The following is an 18879-nucleotide window of genomic DNA, read 5'->3' on the forward strand; positions in this document are numbered from 1 at the left end:
ATGATGTACTAACTTGTGTAGATAGTTTGAAAGGCTACATAAAAAAGGCAGTTAATCTGTAAAACAAACCCTAAGGTATTTATCGGCAAACATGATCTCTAATTCTAACTCTGGTCAAAAATTTTACCCCACCATCAGACCTCTCGTTGCTACTTCTCTTGATGGTATGGCTTTTAAAAATGATAGTCTATATGCGATCGATTCTCGCAATGGTTATCTATTACATATCAATCCAGAAACCAGTGTTTCTAAAATTATCAATAGTAATTACTGGCGAGATTTTATTGGGGCAAGAGGCTTATGTATTACCGATACGGAAATATGGTTTGTGACTCAAAGTAGTGTTTATTATACACTCATTGAATGGGAGGAGGGGGAGTTAAAGATTATTTCTGCCCCTAAATATTTTTTCAGTCTTTCTTATCCTTGCAATGGTATCGCTATTTGGGAAAAAACTATTTATATCACCTGCCAAAAAACTGGCACTATCGGGGTTTATAGTAAAGATGATGGCACGGAGATTACTAGGTTTTATGCTCCTGGCATCGGTGATGAAAATATTACTATCTATGATGAGGAAATATGGTTGTGTGATAACCTTGAGCAGACGGTTTATTGTCTCGATAGGGCGACGGGAAAGACTAAATACACGATTCTGACTCCGTTTGAGTACCCTAGTGGGCTGAGTTTTTATGAGGATAAGGAAACGGGGGAAAAGGTTTTATATATCGCTTATACTGATCAAGAACCTTATATCAGAGATAATCCGAACGCTGAACCTAATCACGAACTATTATATCGCGATCGCACTTTTATCCATCCTTTATACTTTAAATATGATCCAGAAAATAAGTGTACCCTTTCTAATGGGTTTCTCATTGAAATGAGTTATCTGGAGGAAGTTTCTCCTTTGGATGAAATCAAGTTAAAGGATTTGGAATGGCGCATTGCTTTACCCACAGAAAGCCCCCGCCAAAAAATACAAAGCATCGAAGCGGTAGGATTACCCTACACAGAGGAAGATTATGATGGGCAAAGGGTAGCTTTATTTAAATTTCCTGAGTTTAATTCTAATGAGCGTTATGTTTTTGGTTGGCGCGCGGTGTTAGAGGTTTGGAGTATAAAACATCAAATTACCCCCAAAGATTGCGAAAGTTTACCCCCCCTCACCCCTGAATTTGAAACAAAGTATTTGATTGATGATGATGATTTGTCCATGAATACGGAGATTATTTTGAGGGCATCGGAGGAGGCTAGGGGTAGCGAAACTAATCCTCTGAGGAAAATGTATAGTATCCGTAATTACGTTTATGATCGCCTTTCCTATGGTATAAAACCCCATATTGATACCCCTGATATAGTCTTGAAAAGGGGGGTAGGTTCTTGCGGTGAGTATTTAGGCTTACTCCTTGCCCTTGCCCGTCTCAATGGTATCGCTTCTCGTACGGTAGGGCGTTATAAATGTCCTATGAAAGTGCTACATTTTAATATTCCCCTAGTACCTGATTTTAACCATGTGTGGATGGAGTTTTATTTGCCCAATATCGGTTGGTTGCCCATGGAATCAAACCCCGATGACTTGGATGATGGGGGCCCTTATCCTACCAGATTTTTTATGGGTTTATCATGGTATCACGTGGAAATGGCGAAGGATATGCCCTTTGAAACCCTCATCAGTGAAGGTTTACCCGTAAGCAAGGAAAAAACTTCTATCGGGCAGTTGGCTATTAATCATGTTTCCTTTACTATTCTCCACGAGTTACAGCCCTAACACTTATTATAGTTGATGATGGTGTGGGCGATCGCCCTCGAAGCCCCCGCCGAGCCAATTCTTTCCAAACCATTCTCCCGACAATCAGCCAAATACTGCTCATCCTCAACAATTTCCATTATTTCCCGTGCCCCCTGACTAAACATCAAATCCAAATCTTGAAACTCAGTCACCGTGCGCACATTGGGGCCTAAATAACGCATTTGAGCCTCCGCAAAACGATAGGTAAATTGAGGCCCTGCCCCAACAATTTGTACCACAGGCTTACCCAAGCCAACCCCTTGCTCTACAGCCGTTCCAGCCATTCCCAATATTACATCACTTTTAACTAAAATCTCTGCAAAAGTATTATAAAACAGTTCAATTACTATATTTTTATCCTTAATCTTCTTTGTTAAAATCAACTTTTCTGGCTTTTCACGTAGAGAAATATAATCAATTTTTTCTCCTTTTCTTAACTCATTAGGAAAATAAAAACTCCACCCCAAATTCTTAGCAATCACTGCCACATCATTGTGAAGAATATCATTAACTAAAGCCCCACAAAAACGCCATGATTCGGAAGATAAATAAATCAACCTTTCACAAACTTGAATTTGTAACTCCAGATTATTAACCGCTTCAGGAACTCTACTACCTGGTAAAAGAGCTACCATAAAAGCATTGTAACTATCATCAAAAGGATTACCTAGATAATCAAAACTTAACCTATCAGAGTCATATTTTAGAGCATCCATGATGGGGTATCCATGGCAACTAACTCTTTTAATACCTTGTTTTTTAAAATCCTTCGCCGTGAAATTATCCTTAGTAAATACCCCTAAACATAAAGAAGAATTTGACAAAAAGCGACTAAATAAAGGTAAACCCAACTTACCTTTGTCACTATAATAACTCGTATATGCCACTAAAAAAATATAAAATTGTTTTCTCAATAAAAAACAAAATAATAAAGGTAAAATATCACCTATACCAACAAAAATATCATACTGATTCTTAATCTTAAATAACGTTATTATTTGACGAAAAGTAAGACCTAATAACCCTGCCCATAAATCTTTAATAAAATTTAAAATATTAAGATAGAACATTCCTCCCGAAGGCATAGTTAAGGTAGGTGCTACCACTTTAAAACCCTTATTAATATAGCTTTTTCCCTGACCCACCACAGGAAAAGCATCCACCGTCAAACTAGGCTCAATTTTTTTTATTGCTTCCGCAATTAAACTACCATTTAAATCTTCTCCATGACCATTACTAATCAATAAAATCTTTTTCATAAATCACAATTTAGGGCAACTTGTTCTCAAAACCAACTATCAAAAATAACTAACTAATAATCACTAAATTATCTCTATGAATGACCGTTTCTACCCCCTCATAACCAAGAATTTTGTTAATATTCTGAGATTTTTTCCCCTTGATTAACTGCAACTCTTGGCTACTATAATTCACAATACCCCGTGCTATTTTTAAATCATTCAAAGAATATAAATCTACCGCATCAGCACTATTAAAATCTCCCTCCACCCTGACAATTCCCGCCGACAACAATGATTTTCCTTGCTCACAAATAGCCTTAAGGGCCCCATCATCAAGATATATTTTACCTGTGGAGAGTAAACCATTGGCAATCCAACGCTTACGGGCATTTTCTGGCCTTGGTTGCGGTTCAAAACGAGTACCGATCGCCCTTCCTGCTAAAATATCAATGATATTAGTAGGATGTTTACCATTGGTAATTATGGTGGTTACCCCTGCCCCCGTAGCAATGCGCGCAGCGGTGATTTTTGTCATCATCCCCCCTGTACCCCAACTTGTACCACTACCCCCCACACTAATATCTAAATTAGATAACTCATCACTAGCAACCAAATCAATGGGAGTAGCAGAAGGTACTAAACGAGGGTCAGCAGAATATAGTTTATCAACATCGGTCAACAAAAACAACCAATCAGCCCCCACCAAACTAGCCACCAAAGCCGAGAGGGTGTCATTATCCCCAAACTTTAACTCATCGGTTGCCACGGTATCATTTTCATTTACCACGGGAATAACTCCTAAATCTAACAAAGCCTGAAAGGTGTTATTTGCATTTACATAACTGCTTCTTTCCTTCAAGTCGTGGCGAGTAAGAAGAATTTGGGCGATGGGTTGTCCTAAATTGTTAAATAAATCATCATAGATACGAATTAGGCGCCCTTGCCCTACCGCTGCAATAGCTTGTTTTTGGTTCAAATTTTGAGGACGTTTGCTAATGCCTAACCTAGCACAACCAACTCCCACCGCCCCAGATGACACCAAAATTACTTGATATCCTTGTTGTCTTAAATTTGTCAGAGTTTCTACGAGGGTGGCAATGGTAGATAGGGCAAGGCTTCCTGTGTCGGGAGCGGTTAAGCTAGAAGTACCTATTTTAATAACTATAATTTGACTCATTAATAACCGAAGTGGGGTGCTATGATGAAGATTAAGTAACTACATCATAATCCTACACGAATTATTGACCATCTTCTTATTTATTAGCCCTGTGGTCTGAAAAGTAGCTAAAAAGAATATTAAACTCTTGATTTACCTTAGAACCTGTTTGAAAAGTCTTGATGTAGAATATGTCAGTGAAAAACTGACAAAAAAAAATAAATGACAAGACTATCATACGATACTGACCTCACTGATTACCAGTGGGAAATTTTAAAATTATTAATTCCTCCGGCTAAAACTGGGGGCAGAAATCGCTCTGTGAATATTAGAGAGGTACTTAATGCCATCTTTTATCTTCTTGCCAATGGAATTAAATGGAGGGCAATGCCTCAGGACTTTCCCAAATGGCAAACGGTTTACACTTATTTTCGAGGTTGGGAATCTGATGGTACATGGCGTGGAATTAATCAGCAACTACGGGAACAAGTACGAATAGAAGTGGGAAGAAACCCAAAACCTAGTGCCGGTAGTATTGATAGTCAGTCGGTAAAATTTGAGCGTCAATCTCAAAATATCTAACCCACTTCTGAACTTTTCAAACAGCTTCTTAGGATGAAATAAATACTTGCATATAGCTATTTAACTTTTGAGTATTGCTTCATCTGGAGACAAAATACTATGGAATTATTATCATAAGTATGGGATATTCAAAATATGATTACTATTCCCCATTCCCAACCTCAACCAAAGCACTTTAACCCAAAACTTAAGAAATATCCTCAGCCATTGCCATAGCCAAAAGATTTAATTTTTCCGTTAATACTTGAAAGTCAAAGGGTTTACTGATATAGTCATCCATACCCGCATCAAAACAAAGTTTTTCATCCGCTTTAGTAGCATTAGCTGTCATAGCAATGATATAAGGTTGCACAGCATGATTTACATTATTCCTAATCCATTGAGTAGCAGTTAAACCATCCATTTCAGGCATCTGCATATCCATCAACACCACATCGTAACATTCTTCTTTTTCAAAGGCTTCTACCACCTTCAAACCATTGACAGCTAAATGGGGAGTATAGCCAAGTTTTTTGAGTAGTAAAAGGGCTACTTTTTGATTCACAGGGTTATCTTCTGCCACCAACACACGCAGGGTATTATCTCGATTTTTTGGTGATTCTACTGGATTATTATTATCGGTGGTTATTGTTTTTGGTAATGACGAATGGGAGACTATTTCTTTTTTATTAGAATTCTTTGGTAGTATTTTTTCATCCCCTATGGAGTTAGTAACTAATGGAAGAATAGCATTGGATTTTGCCATAGGAGAAGTTACCCTTAGCACTTTAATAGTAAAATAAAAACTCGAGCCAACTCCCAACTCACTGGTAAAAGAAATATCACCCCCCATCAACCTAGCCAGACGACGACTAATCACCAAACCTAAACCAGTGCCACCATAACGGCGATTTATAGCCCCATCCGCCTGTACAAAAGGATTAAATAATTTGTCTTGATTTTCCTTCGCAATGCCGATGCCCGTATCCTTTACCAAAAATTGAATTAAACAATCATCCTGCCCATCCTTACTTTCATCATCCATAGACACCATTACTGTAACGCTACCTTGTTGAGTAAACTTTAAACCATTGCCTATTAAATTAATCAATACTTGTCTTACCCTACCCACATCTCCCCGCACATATACAGGAGTATTAGATGCCCACAATAACTTCAAATCCAAACCTTGATTTTTAGCTTGAAAACTAAGTAAATCAATAACATTCTTGACACACTGTTGTAAATTAAAATCTTCCAAAACTAAATCTAAATGCCCTGATTCAATTTTAGAAAAATCCAAAATATCATTAATAATCAACAATAAACTTTTACCACTATCTTCGATGGTTTGGATAAAATCATATTGCTCATCATCCAAAGAAGTATCTTTTAATAGATTAAGAATGCCGAATATTCCATTAAGAGGAGTACGAATTTCGTGACTCATCATCGCCAAAAACTGACTTTTCGCATTATTAGCATTTTCAGCTTCCGCCCTTGCCCTTTCTAGTAAAACATTACGATTACTAGCTTGCCACAAAGAATTTAAACCCCAAACCAATAACCAAGAAATTACCACCCCGGCAATTAATACCACCAGAGGAAGAGGAGATTTATTTTCCCGAATTAAAGTATTATTAGGAATTAAAACTATCTCCCATTGAATGCCTCGATAACTAAAACTACTATTTTTACGCCATAATAAGTTATCTTTTTCCTCACTATGAGTGGTACTATAAATTAAAGAATTATTATCATAAATAAAAACTTGATAACCTTTAATACTTTCTTCCCTTAGTAAGGAATAAAATAAAGAATTGATATTAAATACCCCGATGATAAATCCATCAAATTCATCATTAATAAAGATAGGATTATAGATGATAAAACCTTTAACTCCTTGTACTAAATCTACTTTTGGAGTAATATAACTATCTCTTATTTCTTTGGCAGTATTAAGAGAATTTAGTCTTTTTTGCTCAAAAGAAAGATCTAAATTTAAGACCATTTCGTTCCCTTTTTCTGGAACTATCCAGCGGACAAAATAATCTCTATCAGCCCAATGTATGGCTTGATAACCTGAACGATTAAGTAAATAATTAGAAACATCATTTTGCCATTCTAAACGATTATAACCACCCCTAAACTCCCAACCCCTAACAAATCTTTGTAGGGCATTTATTTCTGACTGTAACTTATTTTGAATTTTTGTTTCCGTTGTAATTAACTGGGCAGAAATTTGTTGCTCTATTTGCATTCTTTCTCTAACACTTAGCAAGTGAAAAAGAAAAAAAGAAATCCCCGTCATAGATACACCAAGGGATAAAGTTAACAAATTTTTGTACTTAATAAATGTCATGGATATTAATAAAGCCCTGATATTCTAATCATAAATTAAATAGTGAAGATATAACGGAAGGAAAAAGAAATTAGTCTTTCATGCTATAAATCGAATAGAGAGATTATTCTAAAGTATTTTATTCAACATTTAGATAACTTACTCTGAAAAATCATCATGTATGTTTTATTCTTCCTCCTGTTGTTATGATTCCCAAAAAACTTACACTACAAAACTTTCTTAGTTACCGTCAGGCTAGTTTAGATTTTGATGGCTTACATACTGCCTGTATATGTGGCGCTAATGGCGCTGGAAAATCATCTTTGCTGGAAGCTATCACTTGGGCGATTTGGGGCAAAACAAGGACAAAAGCTAGTGAGGATGTGATTCATTTGGGAGAAAAAAATACGAGGGTTGATTTTGATTTTAGTTATGGTGGACAGATTTATCGCATTATCCGCACTAAACAACGTAAGGGAGGTTCTACTTTAGATTTTCAAATCTTTAATCATGATAATTTTAATTCTATTTCAGCGAAAGGGGTAACGGAAACTCAGGATAGAATTAATGATTGTTTAAAAGTAGATTATGAGACTTTTGTTAATTCGGCTTATCTACAACAGGGGCAAGCGGATAAGTTTATGACTTATGGGGCGGCTCAAAGAAAGGATGTGTTGGTAAAGTTACTTAAGTTGGATGATTATGACAAAATTGTGGACAAAGCGAAGGAGTTAGCGAAACAATATACGGAGGAAAAAAATCGCTTACAAGGGCAGTGGGAGTTGTTGGAGAGTAAGTTGGAGGAGAAGGAAAATTATCTTGTTAAACTTACAAATATTGGTCAGGATTTGGATTATCATCAAAATGAGTATAGCCAAGTAGAGAAAAATTTAAAACAAGTTCAACTTCTTAGTAGTCAGCGGGATACCCTTGAGAAGGAGTTGGTATGGCAAAGTAATCAGTTGTCGGAGGTTAAGAATAAACTCAGTCAATTGATTGATGAAAAGAAAATATTACGTCAAGATATGGACGAATTAAGCCTTATTTTAACTAAAGAAGAAGAGATTATTAATAGTTATCAATTATGGCAAGGATATTTGAATGAGGATAAAGTTTTAACGACAAAATATGATGAGTATAAGTTATTAATAAGTGAGAAAAATAATTTAGAGGAAAGTTTACGGCAAGGGGTTTATGGTTTAGAGCAAAATATTCGAGAGGTTAATTTTAAGTTAGGGGAGTTGGCTGATAATAAGTTAGATTTTGAAAAGGTTCTTGCTGATAAGGATAAAATCGTTGATGATGTCGAAAAGTTTAGATATTATCGTGATAAGTTGGCTCAATTAGATTTAGTTAGAAATGATTTTAATCTGTTACAACAGGAGCAGTCTGTTTTAGTTAAGGAGTTAGAAAAGGAGGAAGCTAGGTTATCTTCTAGGATAGAACAATTAGCTAAACAAGAGTTACCTTTAGAGGAAAAGTTAGAGCAAATTCCTGATATTAGAAAAAAATATTTTCATGTTTCTCAAGAGTTAAAGGTTATTCATAATGAGAAGGTTTATTTAACGAGAATAGAGGAAAAAAGGGCTAGTCAATTGTTAGCTAAACAACGGTTGTTGGATTATAAAAATAATGTTGCTCAACAGGTTGAGGAAATTAACCAAAAGTTGAATACTTTGCGGGTGGATAATAATGCTAGTTGCCCTGTATGTGAATCTCCTTTGGATGAAAATCATCTTAATCATGTTATCGAAAGCGGCTTAAAGGAGTTGAAAAATCTGGAGAATTCTTCTTGGCAGTATGATTCTGATATTATACAGTGCGATCGCACTTTAGCCACCTTAGAGAAGGAATATCAAGATTTAAGAGATAAATTAACTAGAGAAGAAGGTTTACAAAAAAACTATGCTAGTTTAGAAAATTCTCTTAATAGTATGGATGATATTCTTGAACAATTAGAGCAAATTACCACGGAAAAAGATGAGTTAATAGAGTTAGTAAATTCTCAAAAATATCTCCCAGAAATTAAGATAAAGTTAACGGAGGTAAAAACAAAGATAAAAGGGTTAGGATATAGCCCCGAAACCTACAGTTTAGTTAGGGAAAATGATCATAAATATCGCTGGGCAGAAACCAATTATCAACGATTGCAAGAGGCGGAGCAAAAACTGGCTAAGTTAGAACTAAGTCGCCTAAATTTAGGGCAAAAATTAATCACTTTTACTCAACAATTAGAGGACTTAAAAAATGATTCAGAAATTCAACAAAGTATTGAAAAGATAAATAAAACCATAGAAGAAATTAACTATAGTGACGAACACCATGGGGAGGTTAGAAAAAAAATTCAGCAATTACAACATTATCAATTCCAATATGCAAAATTAGAAGATGCGAAAAAACAATTACCTTTACTAGAAAATAAAGTTAGTCAATATGAACAAAAAACTATCGATTATCAGAAAGAAATAGAGGAAAAAGAAGTTAAAATCAATAAACTAAAGGAACAACTATCAACACTTTTTGACCATAGAGAGGAACTAAATAAATTAGAACAAGAAGTAGTTTTTAAAAGAAATAAAATTAATCAATTATTAAGTCAAAAAGGAGGAATAGAAAAATCTTTAGATGATATAAATAAAGATGAAAAACAATTACAATCTATCAGTAAAGAAGTAGAGCAAATAGAGAAAAACTATCGCATTTATACAGAATTACAAAAAGCATTCGGGAAAAACGGTATTCAAGCCTTAATGATAGAAAACCTTTTACCTCAATTAGAAGCCGAAGCAAATCAAACTCTGAGCCGTCTTAGTAATAATCAATTACATATCCAATTTGTTACCCAAAAAGAAAAGGTTAGTAAATCAAAAAAATCTGACTCAAATTTTAAAGATACCCTTGATATTATCATCTCTGATGCCCAAGGAACAAGGTCTTATGAAACCTACTCAGGGGGCGAAAGTTTTCGGATTAATTTTTCCATCCGTCTTGCCCTCTCTCGTATCTTGACCCAAAGGTCTGGCACTGCGCTACAATTACTTATTATCGATGAGGGTTTTGGTACTCAGGATGATGCAGGGTGCGATCGCCTCATAGGTGCTTTAAATGCTATTGCTGATGATTTTGCCTGTATCCTCACCGTTACCCATATGCCCCAATTTAAAGAGGCTTTCCAATCTCGCATTGAGGTATATAAAACCAACGAAGGCTCTCAAATTCGTCTCTCTGTATAACTTTTGTGTCTGCTGATACCGAAAATCAATGGTTTCAAACCCAAGGGGGTAGAATGGGCATTGTAGAGTTTAAATTTATATATGCGTATTTTAATCATGGGAGGGACAAGATTTATTGGCGTTTCCCTCACCAAAATGTTAGTAAACCAAGGACATGAAGTCGTTTTATTTAACCGAGGTAATAACCCCGCCCCCGTAGATGGTATTCAACAAATTCATGGCGATCGCACTTCAGCGGTACAATTAAAAGAGAAGTTAAAAGGGGAAAAATTTGACGCAATTTTTGACAACAACGGGCGCACCCTATCAGATACAAAACCCCTTGTAGATTTATTTTATGACAAAGTATCCCATTTTGTCTATGTAAGCTCCGCGGGGGTTTACTTACCATCCCATCAGATGCCCCACCGAGAAGATGACCCTCTCAACCCCGAAAGTCGTCACCGAGGTAAATTTGAAACCGAAGCCTACCTCAAACAGTCGGGCATCCCCTTCACCTCCATTCGCCCTGTATATATCTACGGCTCAGGAAATTATAATGATCTGGAAAACTGGTTTTTTGATCGTTTAGTGCGGGATTTACCCATCCCCATTCCTCACCATGGTTTATATATTACCCAATTTGGTCATGTGGAAGATTTAGCATCAGCTATGATGGCCTTATTGGGAAATACCGAAGCCATAGGACAAATATACAATATATCGGGCGATCGTTTTACCACATTTACAGGATTAGCCCTTGCCTGTGCCTCGGCTATGGGCAAAAATCCCCACGACATCGATATTAGATATTATGACCCCAATCAAATTGATGTGGGTAATAGAAAAGCATTTCCCATTCGTATGCAACACTTTTTTACCGATATTTCTAAAGCCCAAAAAGAGCTATCATGGCAACCTAAATATGATTTAATTTCAGGGTTAAAAGAGTCTTTTGAAAATGATTATTTAGCAATCCAAAGAGATAAAAAAGACATTGATTTTAGTGTAGATGAACAAATTATTGCTCACCTGGAAAGTAACTAAGATTTAAGACACTGAGTAGGGTGGGCAATGCCCACCATCTCTGATTGTGTTACTGAAAGTAATGTGGTTACTTGCACCAGAAATGAAAGTACAAAATGAGTTTGTATGGGTGTTAGAAAATGCAGTCTTGATTTGCGAACATTTGACATCATCTGATTATCAGAGAATCCAATAATTTAATATAACTTATTAGGATTTGCTTGGATATTTTGCAGATTTATCTCTCATTGCTATTTCCGAAAGATTAACAATAAGTGCGATCGCCTTTTTGGATAAGGAGTTTAATATTTACAGGCGTTATCGCAAAGACTACTTTAATCGTGTTTTTATCCTATTAATTGAAAACCCCTTTTATATAACCAAGAATACTTTTTATGTCATAGCATTTATCCCTTTTTTGTCACTTTCCGAAAAGAGGAATAAAAATGTAGAATAATAATAAAAATTAAAGGTACTCACAGCAATGGATGTAGCTCAGCAAATTAGAAAACATTTACCTAGAAATCCCATGGACACGGTGCCGGTCATTGATGATTATTGTTCTGCCTACTCTACCTTGTTTTTTGATGTGCGTAACTACGAATATTTTAAATATTTACACTTAGGATTAATTTCTGATATTAAAAGAAAATCTCTTCCTGAAATTTCTCGCATCGTTAATGTTTCTTCTCAAAGTTTACATCATTTTCTCACTTGTGCTGATTGGAATTTATGGGAATTAGAAAAAACTCGTTTGCACTCAATCTTAAATGTTTTTATTAATATTCCTATTACAATTATTATTGATGAAACAGGAGACCGTAAAAAGCGGTGCGACCCCGCGTCGGCGAAAGACGCAAGGGAACGCGCACCAAGATAAGGAAATACTACGGATTATATATCTCGACAATATCTAGGAAATGTAGGAAAAATAGATCAAGATATTGTCTCAGTTAATGTTTATGGTCTTTATGAAAATATTACCTTCCCTTTAATGACCAGAATTTTCAAGGCAAAAAAGACTCTAAAAGAGGGTGATATTTACAAAACAAAGATTGAATTAGCAGAGGAAATGATACTTTACTTATTAGAATTTGATTTCTCAATTAAATTAGTATTAGCTGATAGTTTATATGGGGAAGCATCGTCTTTAATTAAGACATTAACAGAAAATAATCTTGATTTTATTGTTAGCATTAGAGAGAATCATGGGGTTTGGATGCCTAGCTCACAGACAGTAAGAGCAAATAAATGGTGCAAATTTAAAAGAGTATTTAGTAATGGTAAAAATGAAGATAGATATATAAGAGAAATTATTTATGGTCAAAGAAAAGAAATATAGTCACTTTACTTAAGTATGAACCAATCAAGGGTAAAATAATGGATGAAGTAATTATTTTTATATTTAAGTATAATGCCCCATGATATAGAATTAAAACAAAAAGTAATTGACTATGTAGAAAATAGAGGTAACGTAACAAAAGCATCGAGAATATTTGGAATATCAAGAGCATCAATATATAGATGGTTGAATAGAAAAGATTTAAGACCAACAGTGGTCAAAACTCGTCAAAGAAAATTAGATAAATCAGCACTATATGAAGATGTAGTGAAAAATCCAGATGATAAATTAATAGATAGAGCGAAAAAATTTGGAGTAACAATGTCAGCAATATCTCATGCATTCAAAAAAATGAACATAACAAGAAAAAAAAACAGTTACGTTATAGAGAAAGAAATAGAAAACAAAGAATAGAATACTTACAAAAATTAAGAGAATTAGTCAAAAAATACGGAAGTAAGAGTATGGTATTTATTGATGAGTCAGGATTTGAGGAAATAAGTACTTGCATTTATGGGTGGTCAAAAAAAGGAAAAAAAATTTATGATGAGAAACAAGGAAAACGAGGAAAAAGAGAAAATTTAGTAGCAGGAAGAAGAAAGAAAGAAAAAGATTTTATTGCTCCAATGATCTTTACAGGAAGTTTAAATGCAGAAAGTGTTGAATCATGGCTAAAAATGTATTTATTACCATCACTAAAACAATTTTCAATACTAATAATGGATAATGCACCAATCCACCGAAAAAATATGATAAAAGAATTAGTAGAAGAAGCAGGTCATCTAGTAATGTTTTTACCAACTTATTCACCAGATTTAAATGATATTGAACACGATTTTAGTGCTTTAAAAAGAGCAAAAATGTATAGCGATAGTACAATAACTTTAGATGAAATAATTTATAATTATTGTACTAGCTAAATGTCTCAGTCTTATTTCGATTGACTATAGGTTAGTTTCTGTGGAAAACAACACCAGTTTAAATGAATTATTTGCTAAATTGTTGGATGGTAAAGGTAGTAATAAATCTATTCCTAGAATAACTATCGATTAGAAGTTGTGTTGAAAAAAACTATGATGATTGAAAATTTTTAGCCAAAGACAAAACTAATTTAAGTATTTAATGACTAAGTCAATTATTATCTTCTTTTGACAACCTTAGAAAATATTGTAATAATCGATACTATTGCAATACTTATTAGTTTCAGAAAATTCTCTAGGGTTGCCAACTGTAATAAAATATGCTAATAATGGAGTAGGAAGACTAAAAATTACTCTCTAAGCAAAATATATAGTTTTCCTTGGTTCGATAGATTACTCAACAATCAAATCACTTTTATCGTATTAGTAAAGTATTAGGAATTTTATGTCCCAGAAGCAAGTAATTCATCCCATGGTGAAGTTGCAACAAAAAGTCGTATCATTGGTAAATTCCCAGATTATTAAGCCTGATGATAGTATCGGCAAGATTGCACTTTTATTTGGTGATCAATGGTCATTTTTTAGGTCGGAATTAGTTTCTTACGGCTTTTCGATGCAAGACCCTGTGAGTGATATTCTGGTAGTAGAAACCTGGGATGACTAATTTTTTTTCATGGGCAGGGGTGATGAATCTCTCCGAGAAGGGTTTCTTTTTTCGCCCCTGTTACTACTGGTAAGTTTCCTGCAAAGGAGTTAACTCGCCAATAGGCTAAGATGGCAAAGGCGATCGCCTCTTTAAACTCTGTGCTAACGTTAAAGTCATCAGTGGTTAAAAGGTTAACCGTGGGTAAATTTGCCTGTAGTCTTTCTTTTAAATAACCGTTGCTACTACCTCCCCCCCCTAAAATCAAATCATGGGGTAACTGAGGTAAAAATTTGTCATAGTTGTAAGCAATGGAGGCGGCGGTTAACTCAGTGAGGGTGGCTAAAAAATCAGCCTCTGATAATTCAAAAGACTGGGCATCATGGCAACATTTTTCCAGATAAAGATGCCCAAATAATTCCCTGCCAGTGGATTTTGGTGGTTTTTGCCCAAAGAAATCCTGTTTTAACCATGTTTTAACTAGGGGCATACAAGGCTTACCCTGCCGACTCCATTCCCCATTAAAATCGTAGGTTTTTTGATTATTCGTAAACTTTTGTACGGCCAAATCAATTAAAGCATTTCCAGGCCCTGTATCCCAACCCATAATGAAATCTTGCCATTGGGGTTGATGGGTGGGCGGAAGATAGGTAACGTTGCCGATACCCCCAATATTTTGTAAACAGCGATGATGTTTGGGGTGAGAAAAAAGACACAAATCAATCTTAGATACTAAGGGCGCCCCATGGCCTCCCATGGCGATGTCTGCTTGACGAAAATTGTTGACGGTTTTTATGTTGGTGAGATGGGCAATCAAATCTCCTCTACCTAATTGAAGGCTATAACCGAGATGATGATTATGGGCGGGTTGATGAAATACTGTTTGCCCGTGAGAGCCAATAAGCTCAACTTTCACACTTTCTGGGATAACATTTATAGTAGCATCAGCAAAACAAGAGGCGATCGCCCCGTCTAACCGTGCTAACTCCTCCATGGAGATACTAGCACCCTCACACACCGACAAAATTTGAGAGCGTAAATCGTCAGGATAAGGAAAAGTTTGCCCTGCTAATAAACGGACATCCAAATCTAAACCCTCACCTTCTATATCCACTGCCACCGCATCGATGCCATCCACCGAAGTACCACTCATCAAACCAACAACTATCATAAAAAAACCTACAACAATCAATTTTCGATTATTATAAACTTCCATGGTGTTTTAATACCCAAGCCTTACTAAATCTAACTGTGATTTCTCTCTTAGATATACGATTTTGATAACACCACTATTTGAACTTTCCTACTAATAAATCCGTAGATTTTCGTCTATTCTTGATAAAATGGATGGTAGTAATAATAAAAACAAGAGATGGATTCTCTTATTTTATTTTAAATCCAATTATTAACTCCCCGAGTAGGATTCGAACCTACGACCAATCGGTTAACAGCCGACCGCTCTACCACTGAGCTATCGAGGATTGCTCTTCACATTTATTTATTATAGCTAGTGACTTAAAAAAAATCAAGGGTAAAAATAATCTTTTTTTTCAAAACAACCTCAAACTGCCAAAAATTAGCTTATGCTAAAAATTGAATCATTAACCAACAAACCCCCATGTTAACCCAGCATCGCCCCGTTTCCATCTCCTATTTATCCACCAATCTCAATCTATTGGCACAGCTTACCACCATTGCCACTATCTATCAACGCCAAGAAGATACCTGTCATTTAGTCCTCAAAAACGTTGACTTTCATGGTGTAGAAAAACATACAGGAGACAATCAACAATCAATTCCCTCCAAAACCAATCATAAAAACCTAATTTGGCTTGAAATTTCTCCCTACAGAGTAATCATGACTCAACAACATCAAAGCCAACTAAACTATAGACACTTTTGGGAAAAAGGCGTTTATGGAGTTAGTAGATATTGGTTAAATACCAAAGAAGAAAAACTCCATAATCAAAAAATATATTTGCGTAACTATACCCGCAACCTAACCACCATTGGCGGCAACATTCCAGAATCTCTCAGAATTGACTATGAATTATGGACGAATAACCTTAACTTAGGACACTATATATTACATATTGAAATAAACTGAGGTTAGCTGTCATTTTCGGTTGAGGTGGAGAATAGTAATCATATTTTGAAGATGGAATAGAGTGCCCTACATAAAACGAAAATTACAAATGAAAAGGGTTTACAGATATACAAAAAAATACTTAAAAATAACACTTTGTTTGGCAAAAACACCGTTAAAAGTATAAAGTTATAAATGCAACACGACCGTAGTAACACCTTATTATTCTTAGTTATTTAATTCTTAATTCTCAATTACCCCCATTAAACCGTTTTTAAATCACACCGTCATTAAATTATCCTCTTCCCTGAAAAATCAAACTCTTCGGTAAAATAAGAATATAGTTAAGTTTTATTTACAATTAGAAAGAGATAAATTAAATGGGTAACGAAAATATAGTGCTTTTATCCTCTAGGGAAATTGAAAAGATGCGTCAAGCGGGAAAATTAGCGGCGCAATTATTAGAACATTTAGGCACCATGGTTAAACCGGGGGTTAGCACCTATGACATTAACGAAGAGGCGGAAAGATGGACAAAAGCCAAAGGGGCTGTCAGCGCACCTTTAAACTATGGTAATCCTCCTTTTCCTGCATCTATTTGTACCAGTGTTAATGAGGTAATTTGTCATGGTATCCCTAGTAAAAGCCATATCTTGAAAGATGGAGATATTATCAATATTGATGTAACTCCCAAATTAGACGGTTATCATGGGGATACTTCCAAAACGTTTTTTGTAGGTACTCCCTCCTCTAGTACCAAAAAGTTGGTAGAAGTGACGGAAGAGTGTCTATATCGTGGTATTAATGCGGTTAAACCTAATGGCAGAATTGGTGACATTGGGGCGGCTATTCAAGAGTATGCGGAAAGTTGTGGTTTTTCTGTGGTGCGTAATTTTGTAGGGCATGGTATTGGCAGAGTTTTTCACACGGCGCCCCAAGTACCTCATTATGGTAAAAAAGGCACTGGGAAAAAGATTCGCCCCGGCATGGTATTTACTATTGAGCCTATGATTAATGAAGGTACATGGGAATCGGATATATTAGATGATAATTGGACAGCGGTAACAAAAGACCGTAAATTATCGGCCCAGTTTGAGCATACCATTGCGGTAACAAAGGAAGGGGTAGAAATTCTGACGGTAAATAAATAAATTGCAGGTATTGGTTATTAGACGTTGATACAAGTTTTCGGTTAAGTTTACTGTATCTATTTGTCATGACTCATTAGCCATTAATTGCCTTGGTTTTAAAAGATAAAATCACTCTATTTTTCTCCTTTTGTACTGTTAAGATTTACCATGAAAAAATTTGTTCTTTGTTGCTTAGTTATTTTTTATATTTTACTTTCGGGAATTGTGGGAGTGCCTAATGCCTATGCTTTTAGCGAGGAAGAAAAATTGGTACTTCAATGTTGGCGGTTGGTAAATGAAGCCTATGTGGATAATTCTTTCAATGGTCAAAATTGGTGGACTTTACGCCAAAAAATTTTAAGAAAACCTTTAGGCAGTCGTGAGGAAACTTATGGAGCAATTCAGGAAATGTTGGCAACTTTGGATGATCCTTATACTCGTTTGTTGCCCCCTGAGCGCTATCATGATTTACAAATCACTACTTCTGGGGAACTATCGGGGGTTGGTTTACAAATTAGTATAAATCCTGAAACTAAGCATATTGAAGTGGTTTCTCCTTTGCCTAATTCCCCTGCGGAAGATGCTGGTATTCACCCTAAGGATGAGGTGATTAGTATTGATGGGGTGAGGGCTGATACTCTTTCTTTGGATGAGGCGGCTAGTCGCATTCGGGGTAAGGTGGGTACGGAGGTTACTTTGGAGATTAAGCCCCAAGATAAGGATACTATTAATGTATATCATTTAAGGCGCGATCGCCTTTCGTTGAGTTCTGTAATGAGTCGTTTGGATGATTCTAACCCTGATTTTCCTGTGGGTTATTTACGGTTGAATCAGTTTAGTGGCAGTGCTACTAAGGATTTAGCCCATGCGATCTCACAGTTTGAGCAACAGAATGTTAAGGGTTATATTTTAGATTTGCGCAACAACCCAGGGGGTTTACTACAGGCAGGAGTCGAAATCGCTCGTCTATGGTTGGAGCCTAGCACCATTGTCTATACTGTAAACAGACAGGGTACTATGGGCAGTTATGATGCCCTCGGAGAGCCTATTACCAAAGCGCCTTTGGTGGTATTGGTTAACCAAGGTACCGCTAGTGCCAGTGAAATTTTGGCAGGGGCATTGCAGGATAATGGCAGGGCTGTTTTAGTGGGGAAAAAAACCTACGGTAAAGGGTTAATTCAATCTTTATTTGAGCTTCCCGATGGGGCTGGATTGGCGGTGACGGTAGCTAAATATGAAACCCCGAAACATAAGGACATCAACAAACTAGGTATTGCCCCTGATTTGGTGGTATCCCAAGAGCCTATTAACTATTTTGAAATAGGTACCGATGTTGACTTACAGTACCAAAGGGCGATCGCCTCTTTACTAAATTCGTAATATTTCTTAACAATTACAACCCATATATAGTAACGGTTGATTAAATCTA

General features: G+C 35.9%; 11 protein-coding genes, 1 tRNA gene and 3 pseudogenes. 10 read left to right on the forward strand and 5 right to left on the reverse strand.

The features are described from left to right. The first annotated feature begins 91 nt into the window (after positions 1-91). On the forward strand, positions 92-1771 hold the full coding sequence (locus AA637_RS09690) for a transglutaminase domain-containing protein (protein ID WP_446682596.1): 1680 nt from the start codon (positions 92-94) through the stop codon (positions 1769-1771). On the opposite strand, the gene AA637_RS09695 is transcribed toward AA637_RS09690, so the two are convergent. After that, on the reverse strand, positions 1768-3051 hold the full coding sequence (locus AA637_RS09695; RefSeq protein WP_446682597.1) for a lipid-A-disaccharide synthase-related protein: 1284 nt from the start codon (positions 3049-3051) through the stop codon (positions 1768-1770). The genes AA637_RS09690 and AA637_RS09695 overlap by 4 nt on opposite strands. Before the next feature lie 49 nt (positions 3052-3100). Next, positions 3101-4210, reverse strand: coding sequence for a glutamate 5-kinase (proB, locus tag AA637_RS09700; RefSeq protein WP_446682598.1), 1110 nt, complete (start codon positions 4208-4210; stop codon positions 3101-3103). A 201-nt stretch (positions 4211-4411) separates the two neighbouring features. Here proB and AA637_RS09705 point away from each other — a divergent pair. After that, positions 4412-4744: pseudogene (locus tag AA637_RS09705) on the forward strand (transposase); the annotation flags it as partial. A gap of 214 nt (positions 4745-4958) precedes the next feature. Here AA637_RS09705 and AA637_RS09710 read toward each other — a convergent pair. Then, complete coding sequence (locus AA637_RS09710) at positions 4959-7010, reverse strand: ATP-binding protein (protein ID WP_446682599.1); 2052 nt, start codon at positions 7008-7010, stop codon at positions 4959-4961. 287 nt (positions 7011-7297) lie between these two features. On the opposite strand from AA637_RS09710, the gene AA637_RS09715 reads away from it, so the two are divergent. The 5 genes and pseudogenes from AA637_RS09715 to AA637_RS09735 all read left to right on the forward strand — a co-directional run bounded on the left by AA637_RS09715 (position 7298) and on the right by AA637_RS09735 (position 14255). Then, the gene (locus AA637_RS09715) at positions 7298-10324 is read left to right on the forward strand and encodes an AAA family ATPase (protein ID WP_446682600.1); all 3027 of its coding nucleotides are present in this window, start codon (positions 7298-7300) and stop codon (positions 10322-10324) included. A gap of 81 nt (positions 10325-10405) precedes the next feature. After that, a complete protein-coding gene (locus AA637_RS09720; protein WP_446682601.1) occupies positions 10406-11350 on the forward strand; it encodes an NAD-dependent epimerase/dehydratase family protein in 945 nt (314 codons plus the stop codon). Positions 11351-11813: 463 nt separating this feature from the next. Then, positions 11814-12668 (forward strand): annotated as a pseudogene (locus tag AA637_RS09725) (transposase); the annotation flags it as partial. 75 nt (positions 12669-12743) lie between these two features. Next, a pseudogene (locus tag AA637_RS09730) lies at positions 12744-13591 on the forward strand (IS630 family transposase). 445 nt (positions 13592-14036) lie between these two features. Beyond that, positions 14037-14255, forward strand: coding sequence for a DUF4327 family protein (locus AA637_RS09735; RefSeq protein WP_446682602.1), 219 nt, complete (start codon positions 14037-14039; stop codon positions 14253-14255). 7 nt (positions 14256-14262) lie between these two features. On the opposite strand, the gene AA637_RS09740 is transcribed toward AA637_RS09735, so the two are convergent. Together AA637_RS09740 and AA637_RS09745 are read right to left on the reverse strand one after the other, a co-directional pair. Beyond that, positions 14263-15405 carry an anhydro-N-acetylmuramic acid kinase gene (locus AA637_RS09740; protein WP_446684566.1) on the reverse strand — a complete coding sequence of 381 codons (1143 nt, stop codon included), beginning with the start codon at positions 15403-15405 and terminating at the stop codon, positions 14263-14265. Between the two features lie 238 nt (positions 15406-15643). Further along, positions 15644-15715, reverse strand: a tRNA-Asn gene (locus AA637_RS09745). 137 nt (positions 15716-15852) lie between these two features. Between AA637_RS09745 and AA637_RS09750 the strand changes: the two genes are divergently transcribed. The 3 genes from AA637_RS09750 to ctpA all read left to right on the forward strand — a co-directional run bounded on the left by AA637_RS09750 (position 15853) and on the right by ctpA (position 18830). Then, positions 15853-16341, forward strand: a complete 489-nt coding sequence (locus AA637_RS09750) for a hypothetical protein (RefSeq protein ID WP_069791142.1) — start codon at positions 15853-15855, stop codon at positions 16339-16341. Between the two features lie 359 nt (positions 16342-16700). Further along, a complete protein-coding gene (gene map, locus AA637_RS09755) occupies positions 16701-17471 on the forward strand; it encodes a type I methionyl aminopeptidase (RefSeq protein WP_446682603.1) in 771 nt (256 codons plus the stop codon). Positions 17472-17618: 147 nt separating this feature from the next. Further along, entirely contained in the window at positions 17619-18830 is a 1212-nt protein-coding gene (gene ctpA / locus AA637_RS09760; RefSeq protein ID WP_446682604.1) for a carboxyl-terminal processing protease CtpA, read from the forward strand. The last annotated feature ends 49 nt before the right edge of the window (positions 18831-18879 follow it).

The organism is Cyanobacterium sp. HL-69 (assembly GCA_002813895.1).
Classification (GTDB): Bacteria; Cyanobacteriota; Cyanobacteriia; order Cyanobacteriales; family Cyanobacteriaceae; genus Cyanobacterium.